Genomic DNA, 16,399 nt, shown 5'->3' with positions numbered 1-16,399 from the left:
AATGCCCTAGGCCCGCCCAATGCCCTAGGCCCAATCCCGCATAGTATCTCATCTTTCTGAGAAAGGCTATAGTTATTTTTTAATTCAAAATAAGATGCTTTTTGACCAACGACAAATCCGTCTTGCCAAAATTCACCGCCAAAGCCACATTTAAATTTTCTAAGGATTTTATAAACCACATAATTTCATCAGAAGCTTTACCTTCATAGTGATTGAACAAAATAGACAATCGCTTTTCCAACTCAGGCTTAACTTTGCCCGAAAGCAGGAGGATTTTGAGCATTAAAGCAATTGTCCGGCTGGGGCCGAGGTTGTACACCAAGTCGTAAAAAACGTAGTGACTGAGATGTTGAGAATTTTCCACTACTAAAAAGTTGAACAATTGGTTGCAAGTCCGAGCTAACAATATATTATTTAATTTCCCCGAATCGCTTTCTGAAAATGTATTTTTGATGTACTTGTACAAGCGGTCATTAAATTGACGACCACCGTATTCTGGCTCCACTGCCGAGATTAAATATTCATACAAATCAACTTTGAATGAACTGTAAGATGGAGTTTGTCTGGCATCTCTTAAGAAAAACTGAGCCGATTCTTTGTGGGTGCGCTCGCCTGCCACTTTTCCGACAAACTCCCTAACAGCTAAGTGCAGTTCTGAGTCGTTCAAAAGTGTGGGATTAGGCGCAGGTTCCACAATGCCGATCTCTGTATTTCTCGGCTCAACCAAATAATTTAAATATTGAGATAAATTATTTTCAAATTTTCGCAATCTTTGAATTTCTAGTTTTTTGATTGTTTGCTGGTCTTCCTCAACGCTGTCCTTACTCAGCAGAGAATGCCCGTACAAATAAGGATACCGATAAATCAATTGACCCAAGGGGTAACGACTATTTTGTTGCTCGGCTTCCGGGTCTTGTTCTACGGCTTTTACTAAACGCTCTAAGGTCTGGAATTCTTGACTTTTAGTAAAGAATTTTATTTGTTCTTGCAAGCGCTTGACTATGTAAAATTCCATCCCGAATCGGGGAGAAGTCTGTTTAAATAAATCTATTAGGTTGGCGATCGCAAATTTGTTCTGCGAGTGCAATTGCCAGCGGTTGATCGGGATGTAGCAGCAGCGGTGGAGGATATATTTAAAGTTCCGATCCGATCGCTTGACGGAGATTATATTGTACAGAGTTGCTTCAATGGAGCGATCGGGATAGCCCATACCGTCGATAAATAGCTTGCGGAACCGCTCGATTACCTGCGGAGGGGATTCTGTTTCCACGCAGAAGACGATGTGATCGTACAATCTCTGTTCGTTGCTGCCGGATTGAACAGTATCTGAGGGCGGGGTGAGAATGCTGCTGTCTGCATCGGTTTCTGGACTGCGGTCTGCAACTTGTGCGACAATGATGGTCGGTTTTTCCTGAAAAGTTCCCGGATGCAAAAACCAATAGTGTTCTTGGCTTAATTGTTTGTTCGCCGCCCAATCCAAGGCTGACTGCAAACTTTCTCCGGTCAATAAGTGCGACTCATCTTCGCGATCGGAAGCCAGCCACGCTGCCAGCGCCTCGCGGTAGGGTGCCAGATTTCCTAATTCTTTTTCCACCCAGAATTGATTGAAAACTGACTGATAAATTAGGTTGGCAACTCTTAATTTACCCTGAACTTTAACAACCAGTCCTGACAGTTGCAATTCTATTTGTTCGGCAGAGTAATCTGCCGCTAATCCCGGCGCTTCTGCTGGTTTTGTCTGGTCTGGCGGTCGCAAAATTTGCTGGTAGCAGGTTAACAGCTTGGTGAGGTCGCAGCGACTGTGGAAAATGCGTCTGCGAATTGTTGTCAAATGTAGGGGTTCGTCCCATTCTTCCCAATTTTTAATAATTCGATGTTTGAGTATTGTTTTGACTTGCTGGGCTTCGCAATTTCGGCCAATAAAAGACCCGTATTCAAGTACCAAGTTGCAAAGCTTTTGAGTCAAAAACGGTTGACCGCCAGTCCAAACTAATATTTCTTGGAGCACTTTTTGGGGACGAAAAGCTTTGAGTGCCAATCCTTTTGCTAGTGGAAAACTTTCTTCGAGTTGGAATTGACTTAAATTAATCGATTTTCCAATATTAAAAGGGTTGCAGCTTGAATCTCGGATCGATTCTAACGGGGCGGCTGTTCCAAAAACTGCAAAAGTCAGGCGATCGTATTCGGGTTGTTCTGCCCGCTTGGAGTAACAAGCCCGGATCGTGGCAAAAAAATCCTTGGTACTGAAATTTAGGTTTCTAGTGCTGTCAATGTCATCGATGAAGATTACCAGATTTTGCCGAACTGACTTGAGCAAAACTTTTTCGATAAATATCTCTAATCGGTACGCTGGCGACAGCAGTTCGCGATCGTTCCACCACTTGATGGCATCAAACCTGTTTGTGAGGTGCAAACTGCTGGCGATCCGGTGTACGATCGCCCCGTACCACTTTTGGGGGGAGATATCCGGGCTGCTGATGCTTTTCAAGTTGATGGCGGCAAAAACTGTACCTTCTGCTTGCAACTTTTTGGCTGTTTGCACTAGCAGGCTGGATTTGCCCATTTGTGGCGAACTCAACACGTAGCAGAATTGTCCGGCTTTGAGTCCTTCGTAGAGTTCGCTGTCTGCGGGTCGCCTGACATAGGTGGGCGCACCGGCAGGCAAATATCCTCCGACTTGATATTGGTAGGTTGAGTTGACCAATGCTGTCATCTGGGAATTCATCAAGATCCTGCGCCCCTATACTGTGCGATCGAAAGGTTACAAATTACAATAATTATTATTGCCAGCTTACTCTTGTGGAAAATTTTTGTGCCTCTTTCTCTATTGTCTACTAACTAAACTTTCTGCTGCTCAATCTTTACCGTATCTTTGCAACTGTTGACCTCAAATCTGGTTGGGCGGGCGATCGGACTCCCAGATCCGATTATTTACATTGGTTCACATAAATTATAACTATATCTATTTTTTGGGGCTCGATGGGATTGAAAACATCAAAACGGCATTAAGTTCATATTTTTTGACAATAATACTTTAAAATTCACCCGATGGTATGATATTGCCAGGGAAACTCATAACTGCAATGCCGTCAACCTTCTGCCTTCTGCTCCGTCTGGCGAATGCAGAAAAAAAAAAGGCTCAGCAATGAGTAGCAATAAAAAACCTCAGCATTTGGCTGAGGACTGCTTGAGTGGGAGATATCGTTAATCTGCGTTTTTTTTGTTGACTTAGATAGCATGGAATTCCATGCTGCTGACACTCCCCCGACTTCGATGAGCGCGGGGATTTTTAAGGAAAAACTTTTTGGAATGAATCCACAAAAAGTTTAATTCTTAAAGGCATTGTCAGTGCCAGCCAACCACTCGCTCAACTATAAAAGCTAAGTCTGTGGCTAATTGTAGAAGATGCGCCCTGATGAATTAACTACCCGATAGATGAGCACCCTGATGACATAACTCCCTGATGGATCGACGCCCTGATGGCTTTAGCCCCACTACCCAAAAAATTCAGGTTGGTGGATGATCGTGGACATTAGTAACACGTCACTTTTGGCGTTTTCGATCGCAAGCGGGTGTGCCTGTCTGAATTGATTATGGCAGGTAGATTTATCAGAAGACAAGTGGGCTATTGCATCAACCCACTTCTGAAAGATCGGGTTAGCCAAAAAGTGCCAATCTACGGAAATCAGGGTCATCGAACATGAAAAACAGCATCTTAGTATTAGGGGTAATTGCCTCGGCGGGCGTCGGCTTTTTCCAGGCAGGTAGCGCCAGCGCTTCTGCGATCGTCCCACAACCAAAAACAGCCAGCAGTTTGACGGTTTCCGGGAGTCATCCCGACTTCAACTACACTGGAACGAATGAGGATGGGGACCAGGAAGAGGTCAAAACGGGTAAAGGCAGGAAATAATTGGCGATATTGTGTGGTTGGCCCGCAGTGCGGTTGCGATCGTAGTTGTGGTTGTGGTGTTTGTTGTCGCAACCGCCTCGGCTTGAGGCGGTCAAAAGTCGATCGCGAATATCAGTCTACCTAATCAATCTCGGAGGTTGGAGTCAGCTTCCAAGAACGGTCAATGAGAAAATAAAGAGGTGAGGCGAGTCTGTCTGTGGAGTTTCCCGACCTCGGGACTTCCTTACCTTCTGATGTTCGGGATTCGGATCGGGCACAATCGTATTTCATATCTTAAAAATCCCATGGAAAATATTCTCGAAACTACCCGCCGACAGCGGGTATTGACCAGAACCCAGGAAAGGCGTCAGGCGACACCCAAAGAAAAACAGTTAATTCACCTGCTGGCAAATATGGCTTGCAGTTTAATTAACTATGACTACAAACACTCAAACGGGAAGGGAACTCTCGCGCCTTCGGAACGCAAGCGTTTAGCGGAATGGCACTACCTGCGAGTTCAGCAAATTCGCCGGATCGAACGTTCGTTAGAACCCGTAGCGACCCTCAAGCGCGTGTACTACAAGAGCATTCTCAGTCCGAGGGATCTCAAGTCTTTGAAATTTCTGTGGCTGGATGAGGAGGACAAAAACCGCGTCAAACGGGTCGATCCTGACTTGGACGACATCCTCAGCGAAGCTTTGGATCGGGGAGATACTTTGAAACAGCTATTTCACTCGATCGAATCGAAAGACCGAATTTTTGCGGCAACTCCTAGCCCCGGCGTTGTACCGCTTTGGGTCAAAGAGTGGGAAGATTCCGAATATGACATCAACTATTTTCCGCCTTCTTTCTCTGCATGGGTGTCGATCGTGGACGACTAAGCTGGGTAAGAAATTCCTTTGCACGGGAGCGATCGCCAATTTCAGATGGTAAAGGGCGGTTGCGATTGCCGCCACCGACTCTCGACTTGGCCGGGGGCGGAGTTAGGGCGCGAAGGTACGAGCAACCATCGGAGTACAGAGAAGTGAATCGAAGTCAGTACCGTTGTACAATGGAGGAAAACCAGGGCTTCAGCTAATAGCTGATAGCTGATAGCTGATAGCTGATAGTTTCCCATGACTGACTCGATTTCTACTTCTCCTTTAGACTCGGCGGCCGATACAGCCGAACTACGCTCTCAGTTGAGGTCTGGTTCGGAAAAAGCTCAACTGCAACTGCTGCAACAACACATAGCAGATGCCGGTTGGGACGTATTGATGGAATTTTTATTAGAGCGCAAGTCGGAGGAACCGACGGCGGTAATGGGTAAGGCTTACCAAATTCTTTTCAGTGCTGACTCTCCGAGAGCTGCGGAGTTTTTGCAGGCGAATTTTCCGACTGGAGTTGTGCCACTGCGATCGGACTCTAACATTGATTACACTCCGCTGCAACAATTATTGGCGCTACAGGAATTTCAAGAAGCCGATCGCTTGACATTAGAGAAGCTTTGTGAATTGGCGGGCTCCACAGCTTTGCAAAGAAAGTGGCTGTATTTTACGCAAGTTGAGAGTTTGCCGGTGGCGGATTTGCAAACAATGAATGTGCTGTGGAAAGTTCATTCCGAAGGTAAATTTGGCTTTTCGGTGCAGCGCGAAATTTGGATGAGTTCGGGCAAGAATTGGGATAAATTGTGGCCGCTAATTGGCTGGAAGAAGGGGAATAATTGGACGCGCTACCCGCAGGAATTTATTTGGGATTTGAGCGCGCCTAGGGGTCATTTGCCGCTGTCAAATCAGTTGCGGGGAGTGCGGCCGTTTGCGGCGTTGATGGGTCATCGGGCTTGGGTGAAGTGAAGGGTTTGGGGCGGGCTGGACGATCGCCGGCCCGCGATAGTTAGCGGGGAGATGGAATTTTTAGATTTAACCGCAGAGGGCGCAGAGATCGCAGAGGTGGAGGGGTGAAGAGAATAGGGGCCGCGCTAATCGATTTTTCGCTCGAAAGGCATCAAACTCTTGCAGCATCTACATGACAGCCTCAAAATTCCACATTGCAAATTTTACACCTACTGGCTACCGCACTTTTCAACAAAAAATATAGTTCCATCTACACCCCAGCTTCCATAAAACCCATCAACCAATTAGCCATCGTCGCCCTGCGAGTCTGTCTCGGCCCGAATTCCCCAATTTTATAGCCCTTAAACCCCAATTTTTCCTTCAGTAACTGCTTGTTTTCTGGAGGGGTCGATCGCGTCAATTTCACCGTCGCAGGCCTAGAATCGATAAAATCCGGCGGTTGCGGGTAATCTTGGCACCATTCCGGTGCAACATTTTCATTATTCCACACCCCAGTCTCGGCATCCCAGCGGTAGCCCAGATACAGCCAAACTAAGCGGTTGACAGCAGCATCGTCCATTTCTTCGTTGAGGATAGCCCAAATAGTTTCGTGATTGAGTAGCGGTAATTCTGACATGATTAAAGTGCGATCGCAAATAACAACAATTTAACCTATAGCGGTCTACCGAAATAGTAGGTTCAGCGCGGGAAAACCTGCATTGATTAGTGCTAGCAGTCGATCGCCCCGCCGAACCACAATACAATACTACTTACTCAAAATACCGTCCTTCTCGGCCATCGACAGCATCAAATCGATCGCGCGGCAAGAATAACCCCACTCGTTGTCATACCAAGAAATGACTTTAAAAAACGTAGAATTCAGTTCAAGTCCCGCACCTGCATCAAAAATGCTCGATCGCGCGTCGCCCCGAAAATCCGTCGAAACCACCGCATCCTCAGTATATCCAAGAATGCCTTTCAGTTCGCCCTCCGAGGCTTTTTTCATAGCCTCACAAATTTCTTTGTAGCTAGTTTCCTTACTCGTTTTAAAAGTAAGATCCACCACAGAAACGTCAGGAGTTGGCACTCGCAAAGCCATTCCCGTCAATTTTCCCTTCAATTCCGGCAATACCAAAGTAACAGCTTTCGCCGCACCAGTCGAAGATGGAATAATATTTTGAGCCGCGCCTCGTCCTCCCCGCCAATCTTTTTGGCTTGGCCCATCTACAGTAGGCTGAGTAGCAGTCATCGCGTGAACAGTAGTCATTAAACCTTCTTCCAAACCGAAGTTATCGTTAATAACTTTGGCAATTGGTGCTAAACAATTCGTAGTGCAGCTAGCATTAGAAACCACAGTATCTTTTGCCGGATCAAATTTGTGGTGATTGACGCCTACTAGATATGTTGGTACTTTTTCCGGGTCTTTAGTCGGTGCTGAAAGTATTACTCGTTTTGCTCCCGCCGTCAAGTGTTTTGATGCGCCTTCAAAATCTGTAAACAATCCCGTAGATTCTACAACATAATCTGCACCTGTTTTAGCCCAAGGCAATTCGGCTGGATTTCTAATTGACGTACAGGGGATAAATTTTCCGTCAACGATGATACCGTCTGGCTTACCTTCAACTTCGCCGTCATAAATTCCGTGGGTAGAGTCGTATTTGAAAAGATAAGCCAGGTTTTCTGGCGAAACTAAGTCGTTAATGCCGACGAATTCGATGTTGGGGTTTTTGATGCCGGCACGCATGACTAACCGTCCGATGCGACCAAATCCGTTGATGCCGACTTTTAATGCAGCCATTGTTAAACTCCTCTTGAAAATATCGTTAATCGATCGCCTAGTGTGGGTTAGAATTTACCACGCTTGCCTGTTTTGACAACTGATTCTTTTCTATATCTTAAGGATTCTGACTTCGGCTTCCGTTTCGGTGCAATTCATCCTGAAATCACCGCAGGTTAAGGGCTGATGGCTGACGATCCATAATTGTAAATTTTCTATAACGATAGCAGGCGCAGATTGTTTTTCACAATTGCGTTTTTGCAATCAAAGGAAAGTGATAATCAAAGATTTATCTCAAAGCAAAAACCGATTAACAACGAAAATTTAATACTTCAAATATTTGCTACATTAATAATGTAGATTAATTGCGGTGATTATTGCTGTACTTAATTCTAGCTCCTGCCCATTGAAGTTTTTCCCTCAAAGTGCCGTAATAAGAATAGTTTTCCCGCAAAATGATAAACTTGGCTTCGCAGTCTGCCATCCGCACATCTACGCGCTGTCCCGGCCAAATTGCAGTACCCAAAATGCCGTCTGTCCAGAGTTTTGTACTGAGTTCGTAATCTGCTAAGGGCCAAATGCTGACGACTGAACCGGGCGGCAAAACTACAGCCCGACTCGATAAGCTTAAAGGGCAAATTGGAGTAACTGCGATCGCATCCATTCCGGGATGAATAATCGGCCCGTTGGCGGAGGCGGTGTAGCAAGTCGAACCGGTGGGAGTTGCCACAATTAAGCCGTCGCCTTGGTATTGATCGACTACTTCGCCGTCAACTTCCATTTCTAGAATACAGCTAGGCATTCGATCGGCAGAAGCTGGTTTAATGCACATTTCATTGAGTGCTAAAAATCGATCGCTCTGGGGTTCGAGATTGGTTCTGTTTCCCTCAAAAATTGCCGCCTGCAACATCATCCGCTTCTGCACAGCATATCTGTCTTGGGCCAGTCTGTCCCAAATCTCGTCAGTATTCTGGAAATCATCAAAAGATTCAGTTAAAAAACCCAGATGTCCCCCCACATTCACCGCCAAAATCGGGATGCCGTCAGCAGCTAAATTCCGCGCTGCAGCCAGGGCCGTACCGTCGCCCCCCAGAACCACGGCTAAATCTATGGGACTGTTACTAGAAGCTAAAAACACCGGATACGGATTATCTTTCGCGCCGCTAGGGCCCATCAAAACTTGACACCCGCGACTTTCTAACTGGCGGGCGCATTGTTCTGCCCACCGCTGGCTCATGATGTCTCGGGCTTTGTGGGCGATAATTACTTGTTTTAGTTGCACAACCTATCTATTTTAGATTTTGGATTTTGGATTGTGAGATTTTAGAGTGAACTCACAATCTATGGATTTTGGATTTTTGATTGTGAGATTTTAGGCTGATTGAAATATCTTAAAATGTTCGATCGCACAAATTGGTTTTGGACATCAGGTTAGATTTTAAACTATTTTTGAGCATTGCGAGGCAGAGCCTGTGGAGCTGCGTTACCCGGATGTGCCTGGTAAGGAGAAAGCCGGGAAGAAATATTATTATGACTGCATTTCCCCATCTTCCATCTGGCTCTCCTAGCTATCCGGTGCTTTATATAGATTATATGCCTCATGGTAAGGAATTGGGCGATTCGATTCCGAATATTTTGTCCTGTGCAATACAGTACAGTTTGCACCACCAATCCAAGAGAGACTTTGTAACAAACATAATACTAATGAAAAACGATGGTAGAAGAGAAGCGTTATCCCCTCTACCATCGCTACAACAACTGACCAATGGCAATAAATTAGACGGCGCTCAACGAGCGATCTGAAAGAGCCGCTTTGCCAAACGGATTTTCGTAGGAATGAGTTTTGTTGTAAACCAAAAATTCATTGATTAGTTCTGCAAAATAGTCAAAGGCGACATCAATCAACTCCATCGCTTGTTGGCGAATCTCCTCTGACACTTCAATTTCTCTGATGGCTTGCAAAGAGGCTGGAGTATGGAGCGTGTGGGTATTTTCAATGTGATTGTGACACATACCAAAATAGCGGAACTCATGTCCAGTCATCGCTTGCAGTTGCATTGCCACCGGATTGGTTGCCCCGAAAAAAACATTGGCTGTGACTTCAGAAACCTCGATCGCCACCAGCTTCACGATCGGATCGGCTTGGTAGGTGTAGCGTTCAAACAGAGGAAGCATGGAGCGAGATACCTTGGTGTGATCGCTCCAAATGAATCGTACAACATCGCTGAACGGCATGGAATAATTTATGCCCATCTTCTCCATGTCTTCCAGCAGCCATTGCCAATGAAAATGTTCTTCATGAGTGTGCCGATTCACTATTTCTTGAATCTTGTTTGTCGTGGGCTCCTGTCGCAAAACCCGCTTGCACAACTCGCTAAACTCCAATGCCAGTGGGGTAATCACTGGCGCAAATGCCAGTTTTTGCCGAGGTTCAACACTTTCATCTTTCATATACTCGAAAAACGGCAATTGAGCAAATTCCTGATTCTTTTTTTCAATTATACGAAGAAGGTCTTTCATCTCAATTCTCCTGTCAACAAAAAGTGAGTAGTTAAATTTAGCTATAGCCGAGTTCAATCTCTTCAAAAAAAATGAATGGGGGTTTATCCCTAACCATAAATTTCTTAGAGCCTCCTAAAATCAATGGCAATCAGTCAATTGAAATCAGGGTGATGCGATGGCGACTGGGACTTTATAACCCACCTTCCGCACTTCAAGATGTAATATGTAATTATTACATTTGTTGGTAGTTTTGCAAACATAAAAACAGAAGAACCTAAGTATTTGTACGCAAACAAAACTTTAAATAACTCACAATTGTCGTATTACTTAGCATACTACAAATTGACGTGCCGAATGTGGGTTATAAAAAAGAGTAGAGGCACTGTTATAACCTGAAAAAATTGTAACTTAATTTTTTTGTTATTGCCCTCTGTAAAACTACTGGTTAGCAAACTGTCAAAACTACCAATTCAATACTCAGTATTTCCCATTTTTCAGTAAATTATACTGAGACTACTAATGGCTTTTTATCTATCTGAAGCACTTTGATAATTAGAGTACATCAATAAAAATTAGATTTCTCAGGTACATAATACCGTTATAGTCTATATTTCAACCTGCCTGAATGTGTTAGTCGGCTCTTCTGGCCATCCAACGATCTATCTAGCTTATATCTCTCAGGGTAAGGGTTTGGGCGATTAGATTGCCAAGATTTTGTGCTGTAAAATACAGTTTTCACCACGAATCCAAGAGAGCCTTCCATCTTCCATCTTCCCTCTTCCCTCTTCCCTCTTCCCTCTTCCTTCACCCGTCGTTGATTCGGGATTTGGGGCGCGGCCAGATAATGCTGGTATCGGATGCTAGCAGGCGAGAAACGGCGATCGCCCCAAAACGGTTGAGGTGGCTTGGATCGAAAAAAAAGTCGTTGCGGCCGGGCCACCGCTGGGACAAGTCGCGGAAAGCGAAGCCTTGTTGCTGCGAGAGTTGCTGCATTCGCTGCCGGAACTGCTGTTCTGCCTGCAGTCGCGCGGGATCTAAGTAGTCGTCGGTTAGGGGCAAATTGACGAAAATTAGGGGGATTTTGCGCGTTTTGGTAAATGCTACGACTGAGTTAAAGGCTGCTGCTTGTTTTCCGCCGAGGTTGAAGTTTTCGTAGTCGCGATCGTACATACCTGAAACGTAGGGGCGTTCTTGATAATAGGTGTTGGGATTGTAGCGCGCCGATAGGGCCATGAATCCGTTGGAGTCGATCGCATTTGCCGGTGCGCTGACTTGTCTGCTTGCTACTGTTGTCGGCTGCGCTGCATCATAGACAACGGGCAAGATTTCCGTTCCACCAGAGAGGAATTTGATTGTGGGGCTCGCCTCTTCCCCGCCTCCTGCCTGAGCTCTGCGGAAAATACCATCGCCGCCACCGCCGCCACCACCACCACAGGGCTGCGGGAATTTGTAACATCGGGGAATCACGTTGGGTTCACCAGACGGGAGTTTGGGACGAATGCCTGTTGCTAAAAGTTGGCTGCCTTGTGAATCGACGATTGAATTAAAAGTGCGATCGTCCCGGCCGCTGTTAAATGCCCGCACGCCGTCGGCCCAGACAATCATTTGAGGCAAATAATCCGGCTTCAACAGCCGCCGCAGTTGAAAGTCAACTACTTGTGCAGTTGCGCCGTTGATTGCAAAATTAAATATTTTTAAGCCCGGACGCCCGTTACCCGCCAAAGCTTGTTTTAGCTGTTTGGGATCGACGCCTTGCAAGGCGCGGGAACTGCCGACAATCAAAACATCTGGCGGCCCGACAGTCGCAACGTAGGATAGGTAAAGTTCTAGTTGTTCGTTGAGCAAATCGCTGCTGAAACTAACTGTACTGGCGGCTTGCGATCGGGCCCGGCCCGCTTGCTGTTGCGAATACACCAGGTTTTTTGTGTACTCGATGACTTTTTTCTCGGCAAACGCCCGCCGGGGACTGCCGGGGGGAACCGCTTGCATCCAAGCGACGGCTTGCACCCACAGGGCTGCTACTTCGTCCCAGTCTTCTTTGGAATTGGCTGATTGAGCCAAATTAGAAGCTTGGGTGGCAAAGCTAATTGACTCCGCAAATGGGTCGTTTTGGGTGCAGGAAGCAGCGCTGAGGGATTTTTGGGTTTTGTTGGGGTTTCGAGCCAACACAGAGCTTGGCGGCTCTGCTAGGGCTGCCGGTTCGGTGGTGTGAGATGCCCCGGAGTTTTTGGGCGGGTTGGGCTGCGAACATCCGGCTGTTAGGGCGATCGCGGCTGCGGCGGCGCAGGTAAGTTTTAAGATGTTAGTGCTCAGGATAGCAATATAGCGGCGAATCATACAGCTTTCACCGTTGGCGAAACATTAGTAGATATTACCGCAAACAGTCAAAATTCTCTCGGTGCGATCGCGCCTTTAATTGCGTATTTCTGTCTGAGATTCGATGACTGCTTCGGCTTGCAGGGCGATCGATCGCAATTTATCAAGAGTATCCTGATTAGCACTCTGCCACAATCCCCGCTGGCGAGCTTCTAACAATCTCTCCGCCATATCCCGCAGCGCCCAAGGATTGTTTTCTTGGATAAATCCCTGCACTTTTTCATCAAAAATGTAAGCCTCTGCAATTCCTTCATACATAAAATCTTCTACACAATTTGCCGTCGCATCGTAAGCAAACAAAAAATCCACCGTTGCCGCAATTTCAAAAGCACCTTTATAACCGTGGCGCATCGCCCCTTCAATCCATTTCGGATTTACCGCCCTGCTGCGATAAACCCGCGCTATTTCTTCTTTCAGTTTTCGCACTTTCGGATTTTCTGGAATCGAATTATCACCGAAATAGGTTTCAGGATTTTTGCCTTGCAAATTGCGAATTGCCGCCGTCATTCCGCCTTGGAATTGATAATAATCGTCGGAGTCGAGGATGTCGTGTTCGCGGTTGTCTTGGTTTTGCAGAACTATTTGCATTTCGCCGAGGCGTTTTTCAAATGCTTCCGGTGCACAACATCCCCATTCACTTTGTTTAACTCCTGCAACATCTCCCTGCAAATTTGAGGAACTAGAGGAAGTATAGGCGTAACTGCTCCAATTAATGTAAGCTTTTGCTAAATCGCCGTCGCCTGTCCAGTTTTGAGCTTCAATTATGCCTTGAAGTCCCGCGCCGTAAGCCCCCGGTTTTGAACCAAAGACTCGAAATTTCGATCGCACTTCTGCATCTTCCCGACTCAAACCCGCCGCTTCCCAATCCAAAATCTCTTGTTTAACTTGCGCTGCTAAAGGATTATCTTCGGCAGGTTCTTCTAAATTTGCTACAGCTTTTACCGCACTGTCAAACAAATCAATTAAATTAAAAAAAGCATCGCGGAAAAAACCAGAAATTCGCAAAGTAACATCAACGCGCGGCCGCCCCAAAACAGCAACAGGCAATATTTCAAAATCTACAACCCGGCGCGAAGGCCCATCCCAAATCGGTTGAACTCCGATTAGTGCTAAGGCTTCGGCGATGTCATCTCCCCCCGTCCGCATGGTGGATGTTCCCCACACTGACAAACCCAAAGTTTTCGGATATTCGCCGTTTTCTTGAGTGTATCTTTCGATTAAAGTTTCCGCAGCAACTCGACCAACTCTCCAGGCGGTTTCTGTTGGTATGGCACGGATATCTACGGAGTAAAAATTGCGACCGGTGGGCAATACATCGGGTCTGCCGCGAGTGGGCGCGCCGGATGCGCCGCTGGGAATGTGCCGCCCATCTAGTCCGCGCAACAGGTTAGTAATTTCTTGGTTTGTTTGGAGGAGTAAAGGCAAAAGATAGTTTTCGATCCAGTCTAATTCTAGTTGGGTCGCTTCTCCAATTTCCAAATTAGCAACGGCAGATAAGCGCGGAGAAACGCGGATATTTTCGATTAAATTATCTACTAATTCAGCGGCTTTTTCTTCGAGTTCTGCTGTTAAATCGCCCGCTGTACGGTTCTGAATTATCGACGTTGGATCGGCTGTTAAGGGGTCGAAATCGTAGCCTGAGTCTTCAGCTAGGGCGCGGGTTATGCCCGATCGCGCGTTGGTGGGATGGCGGGCGATCGCAATTATCAAATCTCTCAACTGTCGCCCTTGGGGACATTGACCAAAAATGTGCAATCCGTCGCGAATTTGCGATTCTTTGAGTTCGCAAAGATAGCCGTCGGTACGGGTGATAAATTCGGTAAATTCTGATTTATTTAGCTGGATTCCTAAGTCTTTATCTAAGTTTTCCTGGTTGGTGAGGGCTACAATGCGATCGCGAATCATCGGTAATCGAGACGGATCTAAGCTTTGGGCTTCGCAATATTCGTCGATTAAGGCTTCTAATTGCTGCAAGGGCCCGTAAAGTTCGGCGCGAGTCATCGGCGGGGTCAGGTGGTCGATTATCGCGGCTTGCGATCGTCTTTTTGCCTGGGAACCCTCCCCCGGATCGTTGACAATGAAGGGATAAAAATTCGGCATCGCGCCTAATGCTACTTCGGGATAACATTTGTTAGATAGTGCAATACTTTTACCGGGAAGCCATTCTAAATTGCCGTGTTTTCCCGCATGAATTATCGCATCAATTCCTAATTTTTCTCGCAGCCAGTAATAGTAAGCTAGATAATTGTGGGTAGGTTCTAAATCCGGTGCGTGATAGTTCAAACTCGGGTCAATTTCATATCCGCGCGATGGTTGAATTCCCACAAACACATTGCCAAACTGAATCCCCGGAATCGGAAAGTAGGGACACGGCATTGCCGTGTCCCTACCTTGTGTATGACCTTCTGCCAACCCCCATCTATTGCAAATTCCATCCTGTACTTCCTGCGGCAAACTAGCAAAGTATTTTTGATATTCTGCTAAATCCAAAGATTGACGAACAGGCTGTAATTCGCGTCCTTCCGGGTCATTTGTCACGCCAGAAGTCAGGAGTTCAATTAACTCATTACCGCTAGGGGGGATATTTTCAACTAGATAACCGGCTTGCTGCATCGCTTTGAGGATTTCGACACAGCTAGCGGGCGTATCTAAGCCGACTCCGTTGGCTAATCTGGCGTTGCGGGTGGGATAATTGGCGAGAATAATGGCGATGCGTCTGTTGGCGGCTGGGGTTTGTTTCATTTTTACCCAATTCGCGGTTAAATCTGCTACAAATGAAATGCGATCGTCCGCTGCGACATAGCCTACCACATCTGTTTCTAATTCATCGTTCCAAGTCTGTACGGCTTTAAAAGAAACAGCCCTCGTAATGATTTTTCCGTCTACTTCTGGCAATGCTACATTCATCGCCACATCGCGGGGCGAAAGTCCTTGTAATTGTGTTTCCCACTGTTCCAAACCGCCACCGCTGAAGATTGCTTGCAATACAGGAACATCTAAGGATTTTAAACTGTTTTGTTCGGGTTCTGGACTGCTGAAACCGGAGACTGCAAAACTTGTTGTATTGATGAGTAATTGAATTGGTTCTGAGTCTTTGGGTTGAAAATGTTCCAGCAATTCTATTTGCAAATCTGGTTCCCGCAGCGAAGATACAAACACGGGAACTGGCACTAAGTTTCGCTCTGTTAAAGCTTGACAAAGTGCATCAATAGGTGCGAGATTTCCTGATAAGTAATGAGCGCGATAAAATAAAATCCCGACTTTAGTTTGTGATGGTAAATCTGGAACCCCCCCCCAGCCCCCCTTATTAAGGGGGGAGCCGGAAGCACTCAAAGTCTCCCTTAATAAGGGGGATTTAGGGGGTTCTGCATCTGGTTGTAAAATCTCTAAACACGCTTCACCGCCTCCCCGCCAATCGTAAATTCCAACGCGGGAAACTGTTTGAGGAAGAGGCGGATTGTAAGCAGTTTTCAAACAAGTATCGGCGGTAAATTTGAGGGCGTTAACAAAATTTTGAACTCCGCCTTCGGTGAAGTAGCGCCACAGTCTATCGACTGCTGACAGCGATACATTGGAATGGCTGATTAAATCGGGGTCTGGACTGTTTTCACCGGGCATCACAATCAATGCTGCATTAGTTTTCTGCGCCGTTTCCCGCAGAATTTCTAATCCGTAAGACCAATAGGAACGCCCGCCTAATAGTCTTAAAATTATCACCTCCGCCTGTTCTAAAATTTCCTCTGCATAGGTATCTATGGTTAATTGTTGCTGCAATTGAAGCAAGTTTACGGCGCGCACTTTGGGGAATTCTGGCGGCATTTTGGAGGAGGCGGCCGCGAGTGTTTGAATGTCGGTGTCAGCAGCACTAATAAATACTATTGGTGCTGGGGTTTGTTGAATAAAAATTACTCCTTCTGCTTGAGGGTTCCAACCTCCGGGTGTGGCTGCTATTTTGTGCATTATTTTTTCCTCTATAATAAGTTAAATTTTTACAATTTTTAGATACAAAAGCTCTTACTTAAGTATTACACGAAAAAAGATGTT

The 16,399-nt window shown here is 46.2% G+C and carries 10 protein-coding genes; 3 read left to right on the top strand and 7 right to left on the bottom strand.

The genetic code is table 11. From position 1 onward, the window contains the following. Positions 1 to 79: 79 nt before the first annotated feature. Positions 80 to 2,725 (bottom strand): AAA-like domain-containing protein, encoded by a 2,646-nt coding sequence (locus QUA97_RS07095; protein ID WP_333194120.1) that lies wholly within the window; start codon positions 2,723 to 2,725, stop codon positions 80 to 82. 975 nt (positions 2,726 to 3,700) lie between these two features. Here QUA97_RS07095 and QUA97_RS07090 point away from each other — a divergent pair. The 3 genes from QUA97_RS07090 to QUA97_RS07080 all read left to right on the top strand — a co-directional run bounded on the left by QUA97_RS07090 (position 3,701) and on the right by QUA97_RS07080 (position 5,721). Further along, the gene (locus tag QUA97_RS07090) at positions 3,701 to 3,910 is read left to right on the top strand and encodes a hypothetical protein (RefSeq protein ID WP_194012439.1); all 210 of its coding nucleotides are present in this window, start codon (positions 3,701 to 3,703) and stop codon (positions 3,908 to 3,910) included. A gap of 284 nt (positions 3,911 to 4,194) precedes the next feature. Further along, positions 4,195 to 4,770, top strand: coding sequence for a hypothetical protein (locus tag QUA97_RS07085; RefSeq protein WP_194012440.1), 576 nt, complete (start codon positions 4,195 to 4,197; stop codon positions 4,768 to 4,770). 234 nt (positions 4,771 to 5,004) lie between these two features. After that, positions 5,005 to 5,721, top strand: a complete 717-nt coding sequence (locus QUA97_RS07080) for a GUN4 N-terminal ARM-like repeat domain-containing protein (protein WP_333194117.1) — start codon at positions 5,005 to 5,007, stop codon at positions 5,719 to 5,721. 250 nt (positions 5,722 to 5,971) lie between these two features. Here QUA97_RS07080 and QUA97_RS07075 read toward each other — a convergent pair whose 3' ends face one another. The 6 genes from QUA97_RS07075 to cobN form a co-directional block, all read right to left on the bottom strand. Further along, positions 5,972 to 6,337 (bottom strand): DUF1823 family protein, encoded by a 366-nt coding sequence (locus tag QUA97_RS07075; RefSeq protein ID WP_333194115.1) that lies wholly within the window; start codon positions 6,335 to 6,337, stop codon positions 5,972 to 5,974. A gap of 129 nt (positions 6,338 to 6,466) precedes the next feature. Beyond that, positions 6,467 to 7,498, bottom strand: coding sequence for a type I glyceraldehyde-3-phosphate dehydrogenase (gap, locus tag QUA97_RS07070; protein WP_194012510.1), 1,032 nt, complete (start codon positions 7,496 to 7,498; stop codon positions 6,467 to 6,469). A 340-nt stretch (positions 7,499 to 7,838) separates the two neighbouring features. Then, positions 7,839 to 8,759 (bottom strand): NAD(+) kinase, encoded by a 921-nt coding sequence (locus tag QUA97_RS07065; protein WP_194067105.1) that lies wholly within the window; start codon positions 8,757 to 8,759, stop codon positions 7,839 to 7,841. A 494-nt stretch (positions 8,760 to 9,253) separates the two neighbouring features. Further along, entirely contained in the window at positions 9,254 to 9,997 is a 744-nt protein-coding gene (locus tag QUA97_RS07060) for a hypothetical protein (RefSeq protein ID WP_194067104.1), read from the bottom strand. A gap of 786 nt (positions 9,998 to 10,783) precedes the next feature. Further along, on the bottom strand, positions 10,784 to 12,316 hold the full coding sequence (locus QUA97_RS07055; RefSeq protein WP_333194111.1) for a hypothetical protein: 1,533 nt from the start codon (positions 12,314 to 12,316) through the stop codon (positions 10,784 to 10,786). Between the two features lie 75 nt (positions 12,317 to 12,391). Continuing rightward, positions 12,392 to 16,315 carry a cobaltochelatase subunit CobN gene (gene cobN, locus QUA97_RS07050; protein ID WP_333194109.1) on the bottom strand — a complete coding sequence of 1,308 codons (3,924 nt, stop codon included), beginning with the start codon at positions 16,313 to 16,315 and terminating at the stop codon, positions 12,392 to 12,394. Positions 16,316 to 16,399 lie beyond the last annotated feature (84 nt).

Origin of the sequence: Microcoleus sp. CZ3-B2 (assembly GCF_036705055.1) — a bacterium.
In the GTDB taxonomy this organism is placed as follows: domain Bacteria; phylum Cyanobacteriota; class Cyanobacteriia; order Cyanobacteriales; family Microcoleaceae; genus Microcoleus.
Note: the sequence above shows the minus strand (reverse complement) of the source record. Positions and strands in the feature narration are given on the sequence as shown.